The 21,899-nt window shown below is 48.2% G+C and carries 18 protein-coding genes; 12 read left to right on the plus strand and 6 right to left on the minus strand.

Features of this window, described 5'->3' with window-relative positions; all coding sequences use genetic code 11:
- Positions 1–11: 11 nt before the first annotated feature.
- Both BGX14_RS14360 and BGX14_RS14365 read right to left on the minus strand, forming a co-directional pair.
- Complete coding sequence (locus BGX14_RS14360; RefSeq protein WP_095880258.1) at positions 12–3,062, minus strand: right-handed parallel beta-helix repeat-containing protein; 3,051 nt, start codon at positions 3,060–3,062, stop codon at positions 12–14.
- On the minus strand, positions 3,062–4,918 hold the full coding sequence (locus BGX14_RS14365) for a FecR domain-containing protein (RefSeq protein ID WP_095880259.1): 1,857 nt from the start codon (positions 4,916–4,918) through the stop codon (positions 3,062–3,064). Before BGX14_RS14365 ends, BGX14_RS14360 begins: the two co-directional genes overlap by 1 nt.
- 185 nt (positions 4,919–5,103) lie before the next feature.
- On the opposite strand from BGX14_RS14365, the gene hemN reads away from it, so the two are divergent.
- The 5 genes from hemN (at position 5,104) to BGX14_RS14395 (ending at position 12,183) form a co-directional block, all read left to right on the plus strand.
- On the plus strand, positions 5,104–6,465 hold the full coding sequence (gene hemN, locus BGX14_RS14370; RefSeq protein WP_158223347.1) for an oxygen-independent coproporphyrinogen III oxidase: 1,362 nt from the start codon (positions 5,104–5,106) through the stop codon (positions 6,463–6,465).
- A gap of 153 nt (positions 6,466–6,618) precedes the next feature.
- Positions 6,619–7,461: a hypothetical protein gene (locus BGX14_RS14375; protein WP_073304275.1), complete on the plus strand. Its 843-nt coding sequence runs from the start codon at positions 6,619–6,621 to the stop codon at positions 7,459–7,461.
- A 485-nt stretch (positions 7,462–7,946) separates the two neighbouring features.
- The gene (locus BGX14_RS14385) at positions 7,947–10,430 is read left to right on the plus strand and encodes an NPCBM/NEW2 domain-containing protein (protein WP_095880262.1); all 2,484 of its coding nucleotides are present in this window, start codon (positions 7,947–7,949) and stop codon (positions 10,428–10,430) included.
- Positions 10,427–11,488 carry a glycosyltransferase gene (locus tag BGX14_RS14390; RefSeq protein WP_073304265.1) on the plus strand — a complete coding sequence of 354 codons (1,062 nt, stop codon included), beginning with the start codon at positions 10,427–10,429 and terminating at the stop codon, positions 11,486–11,488. The genes BGX14_RS14385 and BGX14_RS14390 overlap by 4 nt, the downstream gene beginning before the upstream one ends.
- Complete coding sequence (locus tag BGX14_RS14395) at positions 11,485–12,183, plus strand: hypothetical protein (protein WP_095880263.1); 699 nt, start codon at positions 11,485–11,487, stop codon at positions 12,181–12,183. The genes BGX14_RS14390 and BGX14_RS14395 overlap by 4 nt, the downstream gene beginning before the upstream one ends.
- Positions 12,184–12,187: 4 nt before the next feature.
- On the opposite strand, the gene BGX14_RS14400 is transcribed toward BGX14_RS14395, so the two are convergent.
- Positions 12,188–13,498: a serine hydrolase gene (locus tag BGX14_RS14400; protein ID WP_198951219.1), complete on the minus strand. Its 1,311-nt coding sequence runs from the start codon at positions 13,496–13,498 to the stop codon at positions 12,188–12,190.
- A 391-nt stretch (positions 13,499–13,889) separates the two neighbouring features.
- On the opposite strand from BGX14_RS14400, the gene BGX14_RS14410 reads away from it, so the two are divergent.
- The 4 genes from BGX14_RS14410 to BGX14_RS14425 all read left to right on the plus strand — a co-directional run bounded on the left by BGX14_RS14410 (position 13,890) and on the right by BGX14_RS14425 (position 16,055).
- Positions 13,890–14,102, plus strand: coding sequence for a helix-turn-helix domain-containing protein (locus tag BGX14_RS14410; RefSeq protein WP_073304259.1), 213 nt, complete (start codon positions 13,890–13,892; stop codon positions 14,100–14,102).
- Between the two features lie 21 nt (positions 14,103–14,123).
- The gene (locus BGX14_RS14415) at positions 14,124–14,675 is read left to right on the plus strand and encodes an IS30 family transposase (protein WP_143394277.1); all 552 of its coding nucleotides are present in this window, start codon (positions 14,124–14,126) and stop codon (positions 14,673–14,675) included.
- Positions 14,676–14,852: 177 nt separating this feature from the next.
- Positions 14,853–15,548: a DUF4329 domain-containing protein gene (locus BGX14_RS14420; protein WP_073304255.1), complete on the plus strand. Its 696-nt coding sequence runs from the start codon at positions 14,853–14,855 to the stop codon at positions 15,546–15,548.
- Positions 15,549–16,055: a hypothetical protein gene (locus BGX14_RS14425; RefSeq protein ID WP_095880265.1), complete on the plus strand. Its 507-nt coding sequence runs from the start codon at positions 15,549–15,551 to the stop codon at positions 16,053–16,055. It abuts the gene before it with no gap.
- 608 nt (positions 16,056–16,663) lie between these two features.
- Here the strand turns inward: BGX14_RS14425 and BGX14_RS14435 are convergent.
- From BGX14_RS14435 to BGX14_RS14445, 3 genes are read right to left on the minus strand one after another with little or no spacing between them, the layout of a single operon-like run.
- On the minus strand, positions 16,664–17,674 hold the full coding sequence (locus BGX14_RS14435; RefSeq protein WP_073304247.1) for an aspartate-semialdehyde dehydrogenase: 1,011 nt from the start codon (positions 17,672–17,674) through the stop codon (positions 16,664–16,666).
- 31 nt (positions 17,675–17,705) lie between these two features.
- A complete protein-coding gene (locus tag BGX14_RS14440) occupies positions 17,706–18,425 on the minus strand; it encodes a hypothetical protein (protein ID WP_095880267.1) in 720 nt (239 codons plus the stop codon).
- A 21-nt stretch (positions 18,426–18,446) separates the two neighbouring features.
- Entirely contained in the window at positions 18,447–18,968 is a 522-nt protein-coding gene (locus tag BGX14_RS14445) for a single-stranded DNA-binding protein (protein WP_073304243.1), read from the minus strand.
- 81 nt (positions 18,969–19,049) lie between these two features.
- Here BGX14_RS14445 and BGX14_RS14450 point away from each other — a divergent pair, with 81 nt between their 5' ends.
- The 3 genes from BGX14_RS14450 to BGX14_RS14460 are packed head-to-tail and all read left to right on the plus strand — an operon-like array spanning position 19,050 to position 21,789.
- Positions 19,050–20,150 carry an exo-beta-N-acetylmuramidase NamZ domain-containing protein gene (locus BGX14_RS14450; protein ID WP_095880268.1) on the plus strand — a complete coding sequence of 367 codons (1,101 nt, stop codon included), beginning with the start codon at positions 19,050–19,052 and terminating at the stop codon, positions 20,148–20,150.
- A complete protein-coding gene (locus tag BGX14_RS14455; RefSeq protein WP_073304239.1) occupies positions 20,151–21,023 on the plus strand; it encodes a sugar phosphate nucleotidyltransferase in 873 nt (290 codons plus the stop codon).
- A gap of 19 nt (positions 21,024–21,042) precedes the next feature.
- A complete protein-coding gene (locus BGX14_RS14460) occupies positions 21,043–21,789 on the plus strand; it encodes an RNA methyltransferase (protein WP_073304238.1) in 747 nt (248 codons plus the stop codon).
- The last annotated feature ends 110 nt before the right edge of the window (positions 21,790–21,899 follow it).

Consider the following 21,899-nt stretch of genomic DNA (forward strand, 5'->3'; position numbering starts at 1 on the left):
GAAAGTTCCTTTTAAAATTCGTAGTGGAGGGATGCGGATCCTAGAAAGTCCTTGTATTCGTTGGAACGATTATCCGGGCGGTAATAATAAGCGGCTCCCAAAGTCCAATCGGAATAAAGAGCTTTTGAATGGTGGATTCGAAGGGTAATTTGCCCTTCGGCATCGATTTCGAGTTCTCGCAAAGCGTCATTCTCTTCGCTGCGACGGAAAATTTCTTCCCTAAACGAACCTTCTAAAAATAATGTGGTGAAGTTTTTGGAGAGTTCGATTTCTAGGCAATCCGAAAAATTCCATTCGTATTCCCGCATTGAGAACGCTTTGTAAAATTTGAATCGCGGCATAAAATTCAAATGGTTGCGGAACGAAGAAATTTTGGAGGTCAAAGAAAGGGGAATGCTCGTTTCCGCATAGTCGTTCCCATGAAAGTAATAGCCTAAAATGCCGAAAGACTTGTCGGATAAATCCAGCTTCTCGATGAGCGAATCTTTTTCAAAATGGGACAAATCGTAGCGGTAGGCAAATGTTCCGCCGATTCGCAAATCGTTGTGAGGCAATTTGAGAAAGATCTCCGCAGAAATTTTTTGTTTCAGTAAACGTTCTTCAAAACGCGTTGCTAGGTAAGGTTCTTTGGAAAGCGAATAGTAATAGGCAAAGCGGTCCGCGTCGATTTTTAACGTGTCGTCTTCGGTGATGACGTCAATGATGTTGTCTTTCTTGCTCGGTTGAAACCAGGGGTCACTGTAAATTCCCGAAGATGCCGAATAGTTGGCGTAAAGTCTGGTCGGACGATTTCTTGTGCGGTAATCGGCGGCATAGCGGATGTCAAACGCTATGCGGGATGTCAAATCAAAACGGTTCGCTAAAGAAGCGGTGTGAATATAATGGGTTCTGTTTTCATCGCTTTCGTGTTCGTCGAACCAAGAAGCGTTTTTGTCGGGAAAGAGCCCCCAGTTTGTTCCTTCGCCAAAACCAAAAATGTTGTTCTTGTTTCCGTTCGTCGCATTTTCGATTTGGAGGTCGTATTGAATATCGAGTTTCCAAAAGTCCAGAATTTTTTGCCCCAAGGAAATGCCGAATTCCCGCTTGTTGTTGATTTGAGTCGGGGAACCCGCGCTGTAAAAATCGTCGCCGAGAAATTTGACATATCCTTCGAATGCGGTATTTCCTTTTTCGTATTTCAAAGAAAGGCCGAACGCCAAATTCTGCCCTTCAAAATCGCCAAGATTTGTTTCCGGCGGATCTTCCTTTTCAAATTCTTTTTGGATTTTCTTTGCTTCGGTTATTAAACGGCTCAATTCCGTGCGCATTTCATCGGGAGATAGGGCAACATTGTCGTTGAAGAGGGAAAGCAATTCCTGTCTGCTTAACGTTTTGATTTTTTTCGGATTATTCATCAATTCACGCAATTTGACAAAGTCGGAAACGGAAATTCCCGCTTCATAAAAAACCTGATTGATGGCGCGTTGCATCGCTGCGTCGGCGGTGTCGGCTACCCCAAGAGCTGTCTGTAAGCGCAGTTCCAAAGCGTCTGCCAAGAATTTCCAAGAAACGTCGGCGTAAAAAGTTTTGGAATCAATGGAGGGGTTTACCGTGTTTATGCGGGAAGACATCCCGTCGCGAATAAACGGATCTTCTTTGTAATCCTTGCTGCCGATAAATCCGAGTTCAAAATTCAAAGGGTGAATGGGAGTCAAGTGGACGCTTCCGCCCAAAATCATGCTTTGCGGTTCGGCTTCGCCTTCTTCGATGTAATCTTTGTAAGATGCGTAATTTTTTTTGCCAAGGTATTTCGGGGCTTTGGTTTCGCCTCCGAAAATTTCAAAAGCGAGCATGGATTCGCCGAGTGGATTTTCAAAAAGATTCAATGCGTAAGATGCGCCCAGAACATTGACTCCGGAGAGGTAGAGTTCTCCGCCGGTCGGGTAAAAATCGCCCAGGACGATTTCCTGAAATTTATCGGTATAAACGGTTTTTACCGAGTGGGCGCGGAACTTGTCCCAGGAATCGCTGGAAAGATCCGCAGAAAATTCGATCGTTTTTCCGTCGGCGGTTTCCGCCAAAATTTCGGCGTACCAATTGCCGAATTTTCCGGGAATTTGGAAGTAATTTTCATAGCGGTCTCCTTTTTTTACGGTGTCCTTGCCGGAAATAAAATCTTCATGGGTTCGATTCTTTCGCATAAAAACAAGATGGTATCCGATTTCGGCGGCAAGCGTTCCCGAAAGCTTCCAGGCGCGCTGCTGTTCCGCATTTGCTGGCTTCTTTTCGAGATTGGGAACGAGGGTGGATGCCGTCGTCAAATCGGAAGAAAAATCCGTTTGGTTTTCGGATGTCGAATTTTGAAGCGAGGACGACAATTCCTGGAGGGATAAAACGCCGACTCGGTTGCTTTTAATTTCGGTTTGGCTCGGCGAAATTTCAGAATCGTCCATAACGAATAGCGCAATTTCATTTTCCGAAAAATGAGCCCGATGGATTCGAATCGTTGTGTTCTGCATGGATTGCAAACCGATTTTATTTTCTTTCACGGTCAAATCGGTAAACCCGGCGTTGGAGTTTTCTGCAAGCAGTAGCGCTGTCCGGTTTTTGATGAACTCCGCTTGGCGAATGTGCAAAAGGGAATTTGTCGCGATAATCGCAGCTGTCTTGGAATTTTCCAATTTCGCATTTTCCAATTCAAGTACTCCGTTTTCCATCGAAATGGCGACTTGGGCGTTTTGGAATTGTACTCCGCGTAAAATGACCGGCGTATTTTCGGCGATGGAAATTCCCTTCCAAGACGCAGAGGAATCTTGGGATTCCAAAATCACGGGATTTGCCGAAGTGCCCGCAATAGCGAAAGAACCTCCCCGGATTTCAATTCCTGCATTGGCGGCAAAGCGCAAAACCGTTCCAGCCGGTAAAACCAGACTGTCGCCTTCTTGGACGACTATCGATTCCGAAATGAAATGCGGCGATGTGCCGTTGCTTAAAACTCGGGAGAGGTCGCTGGAAAGAGCTGTACTCGCGAAGGTCAAAGAAACGGCGAAGAATAGGATTGCCGTTCGTTTTTGAAATGCCATTATCGAACCTCGTAAATTTTACTGGCGGTTTCCGAAGAACCGTTTTTGTGAAGGACTTTGATTTCAAAAACGTTCTTGCCGTTTCTCTGCAAAGTGACAGGAATCTGGTAATCCAGACTTTGTATTTGGGAGTTTGTTTCCCGTAGAATCGTTCGCCCGTTTTGGGTTACGGAAACAAGGGTGAGATATTCGGGATCATTTTCGACCAGGCGGATTTTGAAATGGAGAGTCTTGCTGATTTCGTCCGTCGAACCGTATGGCGGCGGGGGGATTCTCAGTTTTTCCGTTTTATTTCCGAATAGGGAAATGCTGAATTTCTGGGCGGGGAAGCAGCCGAGTCTTTTGGTTGTTCGGGTTTTATTGCCTGTCGAATTTTGGATTTCGACGCTGTATTCATGAATGCCGCTTTTTAACGGAACGCGAATTTTTGCGCTCTTGGAGATGGATTCTTTAAAATAGGAAGCTCCGTCTAAAAGGACTTCAAGCGATACGGAATCATTTTGGGCTTTGGAAACGAAAAAATCGGCGTTACAGCGCAGCGAATCGTAGGAATTGAAATGGACTGTGGATGCGCTCCGTTTTTTCTGGGCGCAGACCTTTTGAACGTCTATATCCAGCTCTTCCCTTTGGATTCGTTCCATGGAGGCGAAATTTACGGACAATTTGGAAAAATTGCAAAATTCCTGTTTGTTGGCTACGGGCACCTGGTAGGAAAACGCGTGCTCTTTCCCGTCGGCTTCGGAAATCAAATTGCCCGAAGAGATTTGGCCGTTGATGTTCATGCGCAAAATGGCGAGGGAATCTCGAGTTTTATAAGTCCCTTCCAGAAGAATCCCGTCTTTGCTGGCAATGACCGGCGAAAGCGTTTTCAGTTGGAAACCCGCAGAGGAATCCAGTTCTGTCGTAATTTTACGCATAGTGAAATACGTTTTGAATTCGCCGCAAGGCACTAGGTATTCGTTTACATTGCAATGAAGATGAAAAATTTTCGGTCCAAATCCGGTTGAATCCAATTCCACGGTTTGGTTAAACATGCCATCTTGGGAAAAGGCCAACGGCGCACCGTGAAGCGTTCCGTTTTGGGCGGAGCACTTTCCCTTCAGCTTGATGGTTGGATTGAAAACCGTATCGGGGAGTATCTCCAAGGTGCAGGAAACTTGCGATTGTAGGCGTTGCAGGTTTTCTTGGTAGATCGAATCCGCATTGAGGATTTGTTCCAGCTTTTCGGGATAAGAGATTGTCGAGTCCTTGATGATTTCTTCAATGCTTTTGATGAACTCTATATTTCCAGAAGATGCCAACTGCAGGACGCGGTGCTCGGCAGAGTCCAAGAGGAGCGTTTCTCCGCCGTTTAAGAAGAGATCGCTGTTTATCTGCAATTTTCCGGAAGCAAGGCTAAAAATAGATTGATTGCGAAATATGGCTACGACTCCGCTCGTTCCACGGATGGCAGCCACGGCGTGTTTTGTTTTAAATGAAAAGGAGGATTTCTGATGGACTTGTTTTTGGGCGGAAAAGCTGATGTTTCCCGAAAGGATTTCGACTTGTGTCTGTGGGGTGCTTTCTTTCGTATTCAGTTCGGCTAGGGAGACTTCCGATTCCTCTTCCACAACGACAATGCTGCCATCCGGCAAAGCCATTACGATTTCGGACTCTTTCCCGGTTTTCAGTCTATTCTTTTCAAAAATTTTATTGCCGATTCGTACGGCGGACCATTCCGCCGATTCCTTTTTCTGTCGCAAAGCTTCGCCTAATGCGGAACGTACTTTGGCATGTACTTCTGCGGCTCCGGCTTGGGCGGTGAGAACTAAAAAAAGAAGAGCTGTCGTAGCTCCGGTGGGCAAAAAGCGTTGCATAAAACCTCATCCAAAAAAAGCGTAAAAAAAGTAGTATCTTTTTGAAAATTTGTAAACTTTTTGAAATATCAATGAAATTTTGTTGCTGGCACTGGCCTTTTGACGGGCAAGATGGCGAGGCTCTCTTGAAAGTTACGCAAAGGAAATTGATGGAAAGGAATTTTTCACTTTGTTATATTAACGGCATGGATCACGAAATCATCGATTTCCTTTTGAAATACAATACGAACGCGCCTCGCTATACGAGTTACCCCCCGGCCAATCTTTTTCATGCTGCCAAGGACCTGTCGCAGATTGAACGGCTCTGGCGGGAATCGAATGTGCTCAAACCGCAGAATGTGAGCTTTTATTTTCACATTCCCTATTGCCTGAAGCATTGCCTTTTTTGCGGCTGCACGTCGGAACTTTTGCCCGCGGACGGTTCGGGCTCTGAACGCTATTTCGCCGCTCTTTTGGCGGAAATGGACCAAAAGCTCCCTTGGATTGATTCTTCTCGTCCGGTGACGCAGGTGCATTTTGGCGGCGGCACGCCGACGAGCGTTCCTTTTTTCTATCTGGAACGGATTTTGAACAAGTTAAGGGAACGTTTTGTTTTTGCTCCTCATGCGGAAATCGCGATAGAATGCAACCCGGCGTCCATAGATGAAAAACGGCTGCGGGAATTGGCGAAAATCGGATTTAACCGAGTGAGCTACGGGATTCAGGATTTTGATCCGCAGGTTTTGAAAAATATCGGGCGCGATCCGTCCCTTTTGCCTATTCGGGATTTGCTCGCCCTTTCGCGCGAACTGCATTTTTCGGGAATCAATCTGGATTTGATTTACGGCTTGCCGTCGCAAACGGAGTCCGGCTTTTACAGAAGCGTGGAAACGGCGGCGGATGTCCACCCCGATCGGATTGCGCTCTACAGCTATGCGCACGTGCCTTGGTTGAAAGAAGCGCAAAAAACGCTGGAGCGTTTTGCCATGCCTACGCCGCACGAAAAGCTGTCTTTCTTTTTGGGAGCGCGGGAAATTTTCAAAAAGGCCGGCTTTATGGATGTGGGCATGGACCATTTTGTGGATCCGGCGGATTCCTTGGCGATTGCTCTGTCGCAGGGGCTTCTGCATCGGAATTTTCAGGGCTATTGCACCCGGGCGACGACGGGAGAGGTGTATGCGTTCGGTTCCAGCGGCATTTCCCAGCTGGACAACGCGTATTTGCAGAATGTGCATGAAAGCCGGAAGTATGTAGAACTTGTCGAAGCGAACGCCATGACGGAAATCCGTTGCGAAGAACTTTCCTATGAGGAACGCGTCATTCGCGATGTCATTGAACGCCTGATGTGCAATCGGCGACTGGCGGTGTCAGACGAAGAAAAGCGGGTTGTCGGTGCGGGCTGGGACAGGCTTCTGGATTTGGAAAAGGACAAGCTGATTGTCAAAAAATCCGAAAACGAAATGGAAGCGACGGAGCTTGGAACCCTTGTCATCCGCTATTTGGCGATGCAACTGGATCCTCTGATGCGGAACGCGCAGCGGGAAGGCGTTTTTTCCAAGACGATTTAAGGCCGCGACTAAAGTCAGTTATCAGTGGTTAGTAATTAGCGGTTAGCGACAAGTGCCCTTCGATAAATCAAAGCCTTTTTTAGAAGCAGGCTAAAAACTTTCCTTGAAAAAAACTATCTTTGCGCCATCAAAAACAGATTGAGGAATTTTGTTATGAAGAAAATTTTGCTCCCCCTTGCCGCAGCCGCTGTTGTATTTTCCTTCGTCGGTTGCCAGAAAACAGGAACGATTTCCGGTCAGGTCGTGGATGCGTTTACAGGAAAGCCTGTTGAAATGCCGACCGTCTGGATGGATTCCACTATCTATGGAACGCACGCCCAGAAATATGCCTACAAGGATATGCTGAAAGAAGGCAAGTTCAAGTTTGAAAAAGTTCCTACGGGCAAGTATCTCATCAAGGCGCGCCGCAACAAATACATTTTGGGGCAGCAGACCTTTACGACCACCGACAAGGAACCGAACAAGGAAATCACATTGTATGAATATCCGGACACGGTCTCTCCGGGCCTTTATGTTCCGGGTGAAAATTCAACCAAGATTGCCAACGAATGGGCGATTTTCTCGACGACCTGCAAGGAATCTCTCGCCGGTCTCCGCATCAGCTTTGAACAGGATATGAAGGCTTCCGCCCCGAACCAGAAAAAGGAAAAGAAGAAATCCAAAAAAGACATCAAGCTGAACAAGCTTCCCGATGCGAAGGTCGTCGATGCGGCTGTCGATTTCCTCTATTGCAATCCGGGTTCCGTGACGACCGCTGTGGAAGTGGCTTCTTATCCGGCTGCAACGGCTGCGGTTTCTGCGCATGCGGACTGCCAGGGATTCGATCAAGACAAGCAGGGCATTTTCCCGGATGTTTCCAAAAAGACGGATCTTGCTGTGGAATACCGTGCAGAAGGTCTTTTTGCGGTCAAGGGAACTCTCCCGAAAGGAAAGCAGCTGGTTGTCGTGTCGTCGAACGGCAAGACTCTTCAGTCCTATTATCTCGAAGTCAAGTAACGATTTCACTTTGGCTTTTGAAACCGGTGCTGTAAAAGTGCCGGTTTTTTGCTTTTAAATTTTGGCTGCATCCGAGGGAAAAACAGAAGAATCCCCAATATGGGATGAAAATGTAGCCGCTTCCAATGCAAAAGCCGATAAACGGGAGGATGAAACCGATTTTCAACAGAAGTAAAATCAAGGGGGGGAGTTTCCCCGATAATCATTAGAATGGCCTTGATACTCATCGTTGCGTCTGTCAGAAAAGCGATTGGATCAATAAAACATGAACGCTTTGAAAGATGAAATATGTCAAAGCTGAAAACGTTTTCCGCCGCCGAAGAATGCATGTGGACAATGTTCATTGATGGCATTTGGGGATTGGGCGGGCATTTTCGAATTTGGGAACGCATTGCACAAGTAGGATTCCTTCATTCCGCTAATGCTCCGGTCGAAATGACACGCAGGATGCGCAATCGCTCGGCAAATATTTTTATCTTTGGCGTATGAAAAAAGAAGCGAATTCATTTCCGATAACCGTCAAGGAAGGGCGAGCTATTTTTTTAACGTTGCTGGTCCTTCTCGGTGCATTTTTGATTTTTAATCATCTCTCCGTTTCCTTTGCCCGTGCTTGGGATATTCAATGGGGATATTATGCAACTCTTGCCACCTTTGTGGCATTGATTGTGGGCGTTGTGGCAAATGCGAAAGAACTGGTCTCTCGAGTACGTTCGCATTGTCCTTCCAGGAAAAGTCTGGCGGTTTTATTCGGCCTGCTGATTTTTTTCACGATTTTTTCTGTAAACCATATTGAAAATTCGCACCGGGTTTTATCCGATGAAACCAGTTGGGAATCGATGGGGTTGCAGATGTATTTTGAACAGAGCGGCGGCATCTGCAATGAGGGCATTTGGAAAGATGGCGTTTTGGATTGCCGAGTCGAAGTGAATAATTTTAAAGGCAAGGCTCTGGGCTTTGTCTATTCGCTGGTGTTTCTTTTTGCCGATCCGAACCGGGATACGGCTCTTCTGGTGAATCTGCCGTTTTATTTGATGAGTCTGGTCGCCTTTTTCTTGGCGCTCACGATTTGGCTGAAAAGCGATTGGCGTGCTTTGGCGGCGACGGCTTTTTTAGGGGGAATGCCGATTCTTTTGATGCAGTCGCGTTCCGCTTCGACAGAAGTCCTGTATATATTCCTTTTGGCATTTTTGATGGCGTGGTATGCGCTTGTCCCCCCGAAAGAAGTTAAGTGGAAACATTTTCTTTTGACGGTTCCGTTGCTGGGCCTGTTTTCGGGAACCCGGCAGGAAACCGTGTTTGCGTTTGCTCCCTTTGCCATTTACTATTTCCGCTATTTTCGGGCGGAATTTTATCGCTTGCCGCTTTTCGTTCTTTCTGTTGTCGCCGTTTGTTGGCCTGCGGTCAATACGATGGCCGCTTATCGTGGCTATGATTTTCAGGGTGGCACTCATGCGGCGCATTCGCTTTCCAATTTTTGGTTCAATTTAAAGACCGATACGGTGCGAATGTTGAACTTGGGCAGCGATTCGGCTCGGGGCGACATTTTGGAAAATCCGTTTTATACGACATTTACCGTGATTCTTCTTTTGGCGACGCTCTGGCTTTTGTATCGGATGATTTTTCAAAAACGTTATCGCCGCGGATTTGTGCTGGGATTTCTTTTTTGCATTCAGATTTTTGTCATCCTTTTGAATGTGTCCGGCACTTTTGAAATCGATATCAACCAGCGTTATGTTCTGGTGGCGTTGCCTTTGTTTGCTTTGATTATGGCTTTGGGCGTCAGCGATTTTTTGGAAGTCCGTTTGCAAAATTTCAAGCGTTCTTCTCAAGTGGCTGCGTTAATTGCCGTTGCGCTTTCTACGGGGCTGGCGCTTTGGCATACGTCCAGTTTTGAAGCGAATATGCTTTATTACAAAAACAAATTGCTCGGCGAAGAAAACTATTTGAACTCCTATCTGAAAAAGTTCCCGGAAAATTCCATTTTTATTTATGCGCGTCCGTGGCAAATGCTGGCTTCGGGTCATTCCAGTTTTAGCGAAAGGACGTTTATGGGCTGGGGCACAGACGAGTTTGCCAAATACCAGGCGGAAAGCGGCGGCAATATCTATCTTGTGCGCGGGCAGGATGGTTATGGGCAGGTGAATCGCCAGTCGCGAGTTGTCGGTTTTAAAACGACGGATCAAATCAATTCCATTCTGGAAGGATACAAAGTCGAAAAAGTTCTCGTGGAGAACCGTTTGTTTGGCTATCCGCTGACGGTGCATCGTGTGGTCGCGAAACACGGACTTTCCCTTTATGCGCAAGGAATTTCTGTTGGGGAAATGCAGCTTGAAGATGGGCGAGGCGTGTTTGCTTTGTCCAAAAATTTCCCGGAGTCGGTGGCTTATCACGTCTGGCGGGGGAATGATCTTTTGACGGAAGGCGTTTTGGATTCTTCGCCGGATTCCTTGACGATTTCGGATTTGCCCGCAGGGCTTTCCCGGTATTCTTTCGCGTTCTATGTGCCAGACGATACGGTGCGCATCATTCGCGATGCTTTTGTGGATGCGGACGACGTGGCGCTCCTTTCGACTTTGCCGATGGTGGAATTTGAACAGGATTGGGGAGAACCCCAGATGGACGAGAGCGTGGAACACCACACATTGCGCATAAATGGAGAGTCGTTCCGTTTTGGCATTGGCTCCCACGCGAATTCCCGTCTGCTCTTTTCTTTGCCGAAAGATTTTGAAATGCTTCACGCCGTTGTCGGGCTGGATGACGAAAGCGCTTGTGGCGACGGTGCGGAATTTGCCGTTTGGACGGATGGAAAGCCGGTCTGGCGTTCGAGGCGCATTTATTCAGGCGAATCTCTGCCGATTCAAGTGAAGATCCGCGGTGTGCGTTCTTTGGAATTGCGCCTGGATCGTGGAGGGGACAAGAACTGCGATCATGGCGACTGGGCGAATGCTTGGCTGTCGGGCGGAAAATGATGAAGGTCCTTGTTGCGCCTTTGGATTGGGGGCTAGGGCATGCGACACGCTCCATTCCCATCATCCGGGATTTTTTGCGGCAAAATGCGACGGTGGAATTGGCCGTTTCGGGGAGCATTGCCGCACTCTATAAAACGGAGTTTCCGGATTTGAAGCAAATTCCCATCTCGAGTTATGCGATTCGCTATCCGAAGCACGGGTTTGAATTCCCGCTATGGCTTTTAACCCATTTGCATCGGATTCAAAAAGTCGTCGCCGAGGAACATCAGACTGCAGAGCGGCTGGTTCGGGAACGCCAATACGATGTGATTTTTTCGGACAACCGTTTTGGCTTTTATGCGAAGGGTGTTCGGAACATTTACATGACGCACCAGCTGCGCATCGCTTTTCCCGGCGTCTTTCGCCTATTTGAAAAAATCGGCATTCTTTGGCATTGCCGTCAAATGCAAAACTTCGATGAAATATGGATTCCCGACGAGGAACGTTTTCCGGGACTCGCGGGAAGGCTTTCGCACGTTGCTTATGCCGACGAAAATTTGAATCAAAAAATTCGCTATGTAGGTCCACAATCCCGATTTGCCGAAATGGAAAATAAAGCTACGGAAAATGCTTTTCAAGAATTTCGCTTTTTGGCTCTGCTTTCGGGTCCGGAACCCATGCGGACGGCTTTTGAAAAAAAATTGCTGCGGGCTTTTTCTGAAATTCCGGGGTGCCATGCTCTTGTTCGAGGGCTTCCCGGTAGTTCGGATTTGCCCGCCGTGCCGCCCAACGTTTCGGTTTTCAATCATCTAGAAACCCCTCTTTTGGCCGAGACGATTCGCCATGCGGAAACGGTTGTTTCTCGTTCCGGTTACAGTACGGTTATGGATATGCGAATTTTGGGTGCTTCCTGTATTTTTGTGCCGACTCCGGGGCAGACAGAACAGCTTTATTTGGGCAAGACTCTTTTGGCGTCGGGAATCGCGGGGCTGCTTTTTCAAAATCAGATTTCCAAAGATTCTTTGCTTGAAGCCGCCGCCGTTTTGAAATCACATCCTAAAAATGGAATCGTTTTATGAAACCTTTTACCATTGCTTTTCCCTTGTATTCTTCTTTGGACGAGGCTCCTCGGATTTTAATGGAGAAGATGCACTTGGATCTTTCTAAAAAACAGGTGATTATTCCCGGCTCGCCGATGTTTTATTCGCCGATTTTGCAGGGACCGGCTGCCGCTTTGGAAGCTCTTTTTGCCGAGCACGCGCCGCTTTCCGAAGAAGAATCTAAGGCGATTTCTGCTCACCGGTCGCTTCTCTTTTTGCAATTTGTCGCGAAGTCTCCCGAGGAATTTCTGTCGTTTTTGCCTGTCGCCAAAAAGCTTTTGGAAAATTTGGCGTCTGGCATTTATGTGGAAAATTCGGGATGCGCCTGGAGTGCGAAAGTTTTTCTGGAACTCGTTTCGGGCGATGTTCCGCTGGAAGCCTTTGTCAATTTTATAGAAACTTCGGATTCTCTATTCACTTTGGGATTGGAACCGTTCGGGCTTCCGGATTTTTGCGTGGCGAAGGAAAATGTTGTGGATGGCGGTCGGGAAGTTTTGATTTCGGCTGCGGATTCCGTTCTTTTGGATGCGCAGGATTTTTCGTCGGGTTCCAAATGGAAAGATGATGACGGCAATGTTTTTGAATTTCGGAACGAGGCGACCGTTCCATTTGCTAAAAAATCCCCCGAGTGGAATGCTCAGGGGTATCGTCGGTTGATTCTTCGCAAATCCTGAACGATTACTTTTTGCGCATCAAGTAATTCGCCAAGGCTTCGTAGGCGGGGATGGAAATCGGGTCGATGAATTTGTTGGAGGATTGGGGATTGGATGCAAAGCGGACAATCACCATTTTTGCCGCGGGATCCACGTAGATGGCTTGTCCGTGTACGCCGCGGGCCATAAATGCGCCGTTGGCGTTGTTGGTAATCCACCACATATTGTGATAGCTCCAACCGCTTAGCAGCGGATATTCGCCACCCTTGCTGAACTTTTCGGGGCTGCCTCCGCGGGAAATTTCTTGAACCGCTTCCTTGGGCAAGATTCTTTTTTTATCTAGAATGCCGCCGTTCCGAAGGAGTTCGCCAAAGAGTGCCATGTCCCGCAAGTTCAGGTTGAAGCCCCCGCCCGCAAAGGCGATGCCGTCCGTGCCCAGCTGGTAATAGCCGTCGTAAACCGCTCCCATGGGCTTCCAGATTTTTTCTGAAACCAAATCGGCGAGACTTTTTCCGGTAATGCGGGAGACAATCCAGCCAATCAGTTCCGTATTGATGGTCTTGTAACCGAACTCTTCGCCGTGTTCCTTGCCGGGAATCTTTTTGACGGTTTTCAGATATTCGTAATAGTTCTGGGGGCCTTTGTAGGAATCCGGGCGGAAGAGGTTGCCCGATTCGGAAAACTTCCAGATTTCTGCGTTGGGATCGTTGTAATTCTCGCTGTATTGGATGGCGGTGGTCATGTCCAGAACATTTTCGACGGTGGCCCCTTCAAAGCCGGAGCCTTTTAATTCGGGAATGTAGTCGGTCACCAGTTTCTTGGGATCCAGCCGATTTTCCGCAATGAGAATGGCGGCGATGGTGCCTGCGAAAGATTTGCTGACGGACATGGCGGCGTGTGTGCCTTCTGCGGTAAGGCCTGCGGGGTAAGCTTCGTAAACGATTTTACCCTTGTGCAGCACGATGATGCCGTCGGTATAATTTCTGTCCAGGGATTCTTTCCAGGTGATGGGTGATGTTTCTCCCCAGGGCACGAATTGAATCTGGTCGATTTTTTTATCCAGCTTTATTTTGAACGGATGATCGTCTTCTTCGGATGCCGGGACGACTTTTGTCGGGTAAAATTCCCGGATATGGTTTACGCTGTAGCGCAGCCCCGGGAAGGTGAAAAAGGAACCGTCCTTGGCGTAAAGGAGCTTGCCCTTTTCGGGTGGAAATCCTTGCATCCAGCCCATGGCGTTGGGGTTGGATTCTGAGGCGGTTAATGCGTTTTGGGAAAAGGCGCTCCCGGCGAGCAAGAGCAGGGTGGGAAGAATGAACGTTGCTTTTTTCATCATGAACCCTCTTGAATGTGGTGTTTTTAAAATACAAAAAGATGCTAGAAAACGATTTGGCTCGAAATAAAAAATGATTCACCCTCTTCTGCGAAGGCATTCAACATTTGAAAAAAAAACGTTTTGAACGGGCAGCCGCATTTGGGCGAGACATTTTCGTTTTGAAGGAAAGTTCACCCTTTGAAGGGAATGTTTTTTCCTCGAAGAAAAAGTCTTTGATTAAAGAAATATTCTTTTTGGGGGAAATTATATATGATTTTCCACCAAATACTCTCGCGGATTATCATCGCTAAGTAAATCCAATCTTGGCTGAAAACAAAAAAATCCCTAGAAAATGAATTCCAGGGATGGCCAGGTTTCTAGCTTGTGTTTTCGACCAAGAAAAGGACAAGCGATGAGACTTAACCGCGATAAAAGATACCAAATCAAGGCCCTGCTGGAAGCAGGAATACTCCAAAAGGATATCGCTAGAATGCTGAAAATATCGCCGGGAGGCATTTCAAAGGAAATTTCCCGTAATGGCGGAGCAAAAAGATACAATCCGGAGAAGGCCGAAAAGCGGGCGACAAAGCAGGCGAAGAAGTTTGGACTGCACTCGACGCGATGATTCTTGAATCTGGAAGGAAAGGTGACGCCAGACTTCCCGTCAATTTATCGCCACATCGGGGGAAATTCCGAGTTTGAAAAACACCTCAGACACGGCAACAAGAAGTATCGCCAGCGGTCTCCAGCCAAGGACGGATGCGGTTCCATAAAGGACCAGCGGATGGTCGACGACAGGATGTCGAACTTCTGCATTCTGGAACCGCTGCAGACAAGGGATGCCGATGATTTGGCGGAAACGATGGTCGCCGCATTTGAGCCTTACAAGGAACTTCTGCACACGGTTACGTCGGACAACGGCAAGGAATTCGCGGAACACGCAAGGATGGCCGAAAAGCTCGAAGTCGACTACTTCTTTGCACACCCGTACCACTCGTGGGAGCGGGGAGCGAACGAGAACATGAACGGACTGATCCGTCAATATCTGCCCAAGGGAACTTTATTCGAGAGTTTGACAAGGGCTGAAGTCAAATGGATTGAGTGGAAATTGAACAACAGGTCTAGAAAACGGCTTGGATATTTAACTCCGTTAGAGTATATTTCTAGGCGAGTTAAACAAATTTACTTGGCGACTTAAATCCGCCCTGCAAAAACATTGCCCTTTTGGATAAAATTTAATGTATCTTTGTGCTGTTAGCTTGTGCAGTGCTTGTTGCCGTTGAATTGGCGGTCCTGACGAGGAAATCAGGAAGGGACGACTTTGGGCGTGGTAGAGCGATGTCAGGATTACAAAACATTCATCAAAGGAGGCGTTATGCCGAATTTTAACAATTCCAAATCTTCGACGGATGGACAGGGCACTTTTGCTTGGAATTTCGGGAAGCCAGAATCCCCGAAGGATGAACAAGACTCCTTTGCTTGGAATTTCGGAAAGCCTGAATCCCCGAAGGATGAACAAGACTCCTTTGCTTGGAATTTCGGAAAGCCTGAATCCTCGAAGGATGAACACGATACTCTTGTCAGGAATTTTGGTAGGGAACTCGATATCGCCGAAGACAGGCTGGCAAAAAAACGTTGTTTCGTATCTGAATCAATGAACGAAACCGCTCGCCAGTGGGCGCAGGAGAACAATCTGTTCTCTATATATGAAGACAGGGAATGTGTCAGCTACATTTTCGAAACCTCGAATGGATTGTTTCGCACATTTCGAAATCCTGTTATTGGTAATGTAGATGGGTTTCTTCTCTCTGATTTAGAAGCAAGAAGGAAAGAAGAGGGCCTGGAAGATCTAAAAATTGTTGGCATCATTCATTCTCACGGGGCCGAGAATCCTCAATACAATAGTGAAGAATTTTCAACTCGCCTCAGAGATGAAAATGGAAATGTTAGCGGAGATCTTTTCTTGTCGGAAGAGGTGGGGCTGCCCCTCTTTTTGATTACTCCAAGAGATACTTTACGAAAGTACACGCCCAAGGTATATAAGCATGAAAAATGGTATGTGGGGGAATAGATGAAGAACGCAATCCTTTTTGTTTGTTTGGCGGTCGCGTCGGTTCTGGCTACGGAGATGAAGGGCTATTCTTCAATGACGCACCTTGAATATTTATATTCGCAAAAAGTGTCAATTCGAGATGAGAGCGATTTGAAATTTGTCGTGGAAAGAACAGACCGAGTGGTGGTGCTGCAGGTTCCCTTTCTCGACACCATTGGTGTGAGGGCGTATATTCCAAAGGAAAAAATGGACAAAGTGAAAGAACTGCTTTTGAGCTTTAAAAAAACGGGAAGCAAAAAACCTTCCATATCTCCCGAGGAGGATGTAAAGTTTGTGAACGATTTCGTTTGTTCCATGCAGTTTTTCGATAGAAAGGGGCTTGTCATTGGGGTGTTGGGATATTACTATCCCAACCAGCTCATCACGGAAGACAGGACCATTTGGAGCTCGCCTAGGTATAAGGAACTGGATGCAATCCTGAAGGATCTGTGGCTTTTTGTTCCGCCCGTAGTAGGCTTTGACTAGACAAAAATTCAAGGGTTCCATATTGCGAAATGGAATTTCAGGCTTTTTCACAGGCCACGGGTCCCATTGCGAGCGACCTGCCTGTTGGCGACAGGATGCTCTTACGAAACTTGGCAATTATTGCTCTGGTTGAGGGATCCTCAATGTGGACGGCAATTCTTGGATTGCTCACCCGTCATTCTATATTAAACTCAAAACAGCAGGGTGGGTGGATAAAGACAGTTGCCCGTCATTGCGAGCTGCATAGCAGCAAGGCTATCTTAATGCAAACAAAGATTGCTTCGGCTTTGCACAATTCGTCTAAGGGAACAAGTTCCCAAGACTCATGGGGCTTTGCATCCCTGAAACTTGGAATCTTTGATTCCATAGTTGAAGTATCCCTGGAAGGGACAATTCGTCTAAGGGAACAAGTTCCCAAGACTCATGGGTCGCTCTGCTCCTCGCCATGACGGATTCATCGTTCGCGCTTCGCAATGATGAAACTATCAAGGCTTTGGGGTAATTTTCTAGGCAGAACTTCGTCCATGATTCCCATTTTTTTTGGGGGGGGCGCAAAAAAACCGCTGGAGTTCATATCGCCAGCGGTTCATTCGGATTTTTTCTAAAAATTATAGCAGCTCGCCGATTTGGACCGCGTTCAACGCAGCGCCTTTCCGGATTTGGTCGCCGGTAAGCCAAAGGGTATTGCTGTTGTCGTCCGCCAGATCCTTGCGAATACGACCGACGTAAACATTGTCGTGGCCGGCGCTTTCGAGAGGCATCGGATAGACGTAGTTTTGCGGATCGTCCTTGAGAGTGACTCCCGGAGCGTTTTTCAATGCTTGGCGAATTTCTTCGACAGAAAGCGGACGTTCCGTTTCAAACCAGACGGATTCGGAGTGCGAACGCAGGGAACTGACCCGCACGCAGGTCGCGCTCGTGCGAACGTCGCTGTGCATGATTTTACGGGTTTCGTTGTACATTTTCATCTCTTCTTTCGTGTAGTCGTTTTCCGTCATCTTGTCGATTTGCGGAATCACATTGTAGGCGAGCTGGTGCGGGAACTTGACTATATGGCTGGTGGAACCCGTTTCCAGAATGTCGCGGTATTGCTGTTGCAACTCTTCCATGGCGACGGCACCGGCTCCGCTTGCGCTCTGGTAAGAAGAAATGTGGATTTTTTTGATGTGCGAAAGCTTTTCAATCGGGTTGAGAACGACGACCATCATGATGGTTGTGCAGTTCGGATTCGCAATGATTCCCTTGCCGCCAAATTCGGCTTTGTGCAATTTGATGTCTTCCGGATTGACTTCGGGAACGACCAGGGGAACCGCAGGATCCATGCGATAAAAACTGGTGTTGTCGATGCAGACTGCTCCCGCTTTGACTGCAGACGGGAGGAATTCCTGGGAAATGGCTGCGCCTGCGGAGGAGAATACGATATCCACGCCTTTGAAGGAATCGTGGGTGAGTTCTTCAATCGTCAATTCTTCGCCGCGGAATTGGACTTTGCGCCCGGCACTGCGTTTGGAGGCGAGAAGTTTTAGGGAATCCAATTGAAAATGGCGCTGTTCCAAAATGGAAATCAGTTCTTGCCCTACTGCGCCGGTGGCGCCGACGATTGCAACATTGCGACTCATAGTTGGCCTCTGTTGTTGTTTGTGTATAAAATCATTTTTGTTGGAGCTTGTCGAGTTCGGACTTGAATCCGGCAAGCGTTTTTTGTGCGGTTGCGGACTGGTGCATGCTTTGTTCAAATTGCTCTTGCTTGTCCGCGGAATTTTCCATTGTCGTATAGGCGTGCAGCGCATAACCCGCTAGGCGTAGGCCTTCCGTTGCCCGAACCAGATTCTGGTGTTGCAGGCTGACGCTCTTGGGGTGAAAAAGGGAAGTCGCCTTGTCGCTGAGCTGAGCCGTTTTGTTCCGGATGGCGAGCGCTTTGGATTCCGCCTTTTCCCGCGTTGCTTCGTCGATGTCGTTGGCGAGTGGCTTTGTCGCAAGAATCCGGCTTGCCAAGGCGTTTGCCTCATCGGCGATTTTTACCGCCGAAGCGACATAGCGTTCCAAGGAATGGATGGCGTTTGTCGCGCTGCTCGCTCCCGAAGGTCTATCCTCTGACGAGAGTTTTTTTCCATCCGACGTCCCGCTTTCCGCATTGCCAATGGCAAGATTTGTCGCCAGAATGGACGTGGGGGAAAGCTCGGGAGAAACGAACGAGCCGTAGCCCTCGATTTTCAGATAACTGAAAACGCAGGCAATCAAAAAAATCACGACGGTAATGATTCCAGAAAGCGATGCGCGAAAGGCGCTCCGGGAGTTGATTGTCTGGATTAGAGCCAGCAGTCCGATACTCCACAGTATCGCCAAACCGATAAGATCAAAAGCCAGCATGGCTACGCCTGTTTGCCTGGGTTAAAAGGGCAGATCATCGTCCTGCTGTTCCATTTCCATCGGCGGGAGTGAAGGCTGCGGATTGATTGTCGGCGAACGCCCGTAGCTAGGTGTCGAAGGCTGCTGTGGAGGATGGTTGTAAGAGTTGCTGTTTTGGTAAGACCCGTTGCTTTGGTAAGCGTTATTGTTCTGGTAAGAATTGCCCTGGTTGCGCGGAGTCAAAAGCTGGAAGGTTTCCATATTGACGTCTGTCGCATAGCGCTTCTGGCCGTTCTGGTCATCCCAGGAACGATAGGTCAAAGTGCCTTCCACATAGAGGGTCATGCCTTTGTGGACTCCGAGTTGCTCGATGATGTCGGCGGTTTTTCCCCAACCGACGACGTTGTGCCAATCCGTCTGTTCGCGGGTTTCTCCGCTGGCATCGCGGTAGCGGCGAGAGGTGGCGAGTGAAAAGGATACGCGCTTGCGGCCACTTGGAGTGACTTTTGTTTCGGGATCCTTGCCGATGTTTCCAATGAGCATCACTTTGTTCAGATAAGGCATTTGTGATTTCCTGATGGGATTTACGTTTTTGTTTGATATAACTACTTATATTTTAGTTTACACCTCAAAATATAGCAAATAATGACAGTCAGATTAGCTTATTCCTCTTTTGAAGATTCGTATCCGCAAAAATGGCGCGGAAAGCGTCTGGGGGCCCTCCTGCACCCGGCGTCCATCGATTCCTCTTTACACCACTCCTTGGAAATTCTCCGCCGTTTTGACGGCAACCTTTTCAAATTGTCCGCGCTTTTCGGTCCGCAGCACGGCATTCTGGGGCATACCCAGGACAACATGATTGAATGGGAAGGCTCTGTGGATCCGGAACTGGGAATTCCGGTTTACAGCCTTTACGGAAAAACGCGGGAACCTTCCCCTGAAATGCTTTCCCACCTCGATGTGCTTTTTGTGGATATGCAAGATGTCGGCGCCCGTTACTACACGTTTATCTGGACTCTTTTTCTTTGCATGAAAGCCTGTGAAAAGGCGAATATCCCCGTCATCGTTTTGAACCGTCCAAATCCCTTGGGAAATACGGTGGAAGGTCCTGTTCTGGATTTGGATTATACGAGCTTTGTCGGTCTTTGGAAATTGCCCATCCGGCATGGCAGGACGATTGGCGAGCTTGCCCGCCAGTTTCAAGAAGAATGCTTTCCGCATGTCGAACTGCATGTGATGGAAATGGACGGCTACGATTCGCGGATGTGGTTTGATGAAACGGGGCTTCCGTGGGTGATGCCCTCGCCGAATATGCCGACTCTGGATACGGCAATCGTGTATCCGGGGATGTGCCTTTTTGAAGCGACGAATGTCAGCGAAGGCCGCGGCACGACTCGACCGTTTGAACTTTTCGGCGCGCCTTTTATCGATGCGAAAAAACTTTGCCGCTACTTGAACGGTTTAAAATTGCCCGGCGTCTATTTTCGGGAAAATTATTTTCAGCCGACTTTTCACAAAGGCGCGGGGCAAATTTGCGGCGGTGCGCAAATCCATGTCCTGGACAGGGAAAAATTCCGGTCTTTTGAAATGGCGGTTCGCATTTTGCGTTATTTGCTGCATGAATATCCGAATGATTTCGCTTGGAAGAATCCTCCTTATGAATACGAATATGAAAAGCTTCCCATCGATATTTTGTTGGGCTCGGGAACGTTTCGGAAGGATTTTATTGAAAACGGAGAACTGTAAGTGCGCATACTGATTCTTGCTGCGGGGCTTGGCACCCGGTTGCGCCCGCTGACTTTGCAAATGCCAAAACCGCTGGTCCGGGTTGTCGATAAAACGATTCTGGAACATCAGATGGATTTGGCGCACACCGTTCCCGAGGCGCATATCCACATCAATGCGCATTATATGGCGGAATCGCTTTTGCAGGCGGCGACGGCTTTCGGCGTGGAAAAGGTGTGGGTGGAAACCCCGGAGATTTTGGGAACGGGCGGACCGCTTTTCCGGATGAATGCGGAAGATCCCTGCGATGAACTTCTGGTGATGAATTCCGATTGCTATTGCCGTTTCGATTTGAAATCCTTTTTGAAACTTTCCCGTTCGTCGGGTGCGCCCTGTGCCTTGCTCGCCGTGGATAATCCGGCGGTGAATACGATTTCCTTGAAATCCGGCTATATGGCGGGAATCCAGAATCGCTTCGGATTGCGTACAAAAGAACGAGCGACTTTTTCGGGGATTTCCTGGTATTCCAAGCGGGCATTGCAGATGATTCGTTCTTCGGAAAAAGATATTCGCGATTTTTGGAAACGCCTTTGCGAGCAGGGAACGCCGCCGTTTGTAGATGTGAGCCAACGGGGGGCTTTGTGGATTGACATGGGTTCTCCCGAAGGATTGATGCGCGCCTGTGATTTTCGCCGAAAGGAACTCGGTGTGGGGAATTTTGGCGTTCCTGCTGAACTTCTTCCCTTTGCCAAGGCTGCGGTACTCATGCCCGGCGTGGAGCTTGCCGCCCAGGTGAAATTGGATCACGTCATCTTTTTTGACGGAGCCAAAACGGAATCGTGTGAATTTGTACGGAACGAAATCCGCGGGAAGGATTTTGCGTGGAAAATTTAATTTTTGATCGAGGTCGCCAGTGCTTACTTTTCGAATTGTCCTTGTAGAACCCGAGCATCCGCACAATGTGGGCTTTGTCGCTCGAGCCATGCACTGCAATGCGATTTCGGAATTGTATATCGTTTATCCGAAACGGGATGCGGTGAATCCGGAATCTTACAGGACGGCGCACAATTCTTCGGAAATTCTCGATGGCGCCAAGGTCGTGCATTCCTTGGACGAAGCGCTTTCGACTGCGCATTATGCGTTCGCTTTTTCCCGTCGCCGATTTGATACGATTATTCCGCACACCTCCCTTCCGCACATTACCGAGTTCTTGCCGAAAGACGGCACTATCGCTTTGGTCTTTGGACGGGAATCGTGCGGACTTTCCTTGGAAGAAATCGAACGCTGCGCGATGATTTGTGAAATCCCCGTTCCCGGGCAGATGAGCCTGAATCTTGCCCAAGCGGTAACGGCGGCGTGTTATGAACTCTGCCGTTCGGGACTTTTGAATAATCCGGGTTTGCGCACGGACCGGGTTCCGTTAAAACGGGGTCGCATTGAAAAAGCGAATATCGGGCAGATTGAAAATTTTTTGTCATATTTGCACGGGCATTTGACGGACCGCTACCAGAACAATACTTGGACGGAATCCGCTGTTCGGGAATTTTTGCAGCGTTTGGAGCCGACCCGTTTTGAAATGAGTGCCTTGCTCGGTCTTGTTAAGAGTCTGGTGATGCGGGGAAAGGAAGAAGCCCGTCATGTGGAAAAAGGCGGACAGTGAATGGGGTTGAAAGGGGGAAACCTTTCTTTTCGCGGCAAGATTCAAAACGGTTTTTGCGTTAGCGACCGACGCCCGAATGGGTTCGGACACGCCGAAGGCTGGCTGAACGG

It is taken from the genome of Fibrobacter sp. UWS1, assembly GCF_002300445.1.
Lineage (GTDB): Bacteria > Fibrobacterota > Fibrobacteria > Fibrobacterales > Fibrobacteraceae > Hallerella > Hallerella intestinalis.

Coding starts and splice junctions, on each gene's coding strand:
- BGX14_RS14360 (WP_095880258.1), bottom strand. CDS start 3,062: ATGGCATTTCAAAAACGAACGGCAATCCTATTCTTCGCCGTTTCTTTG.
- BGX14_RS14365 (WP_095880259.1), bottom strand. CDS start 4,918: ATGCAACGCTTTTTGCCCACCGGAGCTACGACAGCTCTTCTTTTTTTA.
- hemN (WP_158223347.1), top strand. CDS start 5,104: ATGGATCACGAAATCATCGATTTCCTTTTGAAATACAATACGAACGCG.
- BGX14_RS14375 (WP_073304275.1), top strand. CDS start 6,619: ATGAAGAAAATTTTGCTCCCCCTTGCCGCAGCCGCTGTTGTATTTTCC.
- BGX14_RS14385 (WP_095880262.1), top strand. CDS start 7,947: ATGAAAAAAGAAGCGAATTCATTTCCGATAACCGTCAAGGAAGGGCGA.
- BGX14_RS14390 (WP_073304265.1), top strand. CDS start 10,427: ATGATGAAGGTCCTTGTTGCGCCTTTGGATTGGGGGCTAGGGCATGCG.
- BGX14_RS14395 (WP_095880263.1), top strand. CDS start 11,485: ATGAAACCTTTTACCATTGCTTTTCCCTTGTATTCTTCTTTGGACGAG.
- BGX14_RS14400 (WP_198951219.1), bottom strand. CDS start 13,498: ATGATGAAAAAAGCAACGTTCATTCTTCCCACCCTGCTCTTGCTCGCC.
- BGX14_RS14410 (WP_073304259.1), top strand. CDS start 13,890: ATGAGACTTAACCGCGATAAAAGATACCAAATCAAGGCCCTGCTGGAA.
- BGX14_RS14420 (WP_073304255.1), top strand. CDS start 14,853: ATGCCGAATTTTAACAATTCCAAATCTTCGACGGATGGACAGGGCACT.
- BGX14_RS14425 (WP_095880265.1), top strand. CDS start 15,549: ATGAAGAACGCAATCCTTTTTGTTTGTTTGGCGGTCGCGTCGGTTCTG.
- BGX14_RS14435 (WP_073304247.1), bottom strand. CDS start 17,674: ATGAGTCGCAATGTTGCAATCGTCGGCGCCACCGGCGCAGTAGGGCAA.
- BGX14_RS14440 (WP_095880267.1), bottom strand. CDS start 18,425: ATGCTGGCTTTTGATCTTATCGGTTTGGCGATACTGTGGAGTATCGGA.
- BGX14_RS14445 (WP_073304243.1), bottom strand. CDS start 18,968: ATGCCTTATCTGAACAAAGTGATGCTCATTGGAAACATCGGCAAGGAT.
- BGX14_RS14450 (WP_095880268.1), top strand. CDS start 19,050: ATGACAGTCAGATTAGCTTATTCCTCTTTTGAAGATTCGTATCCGCAA.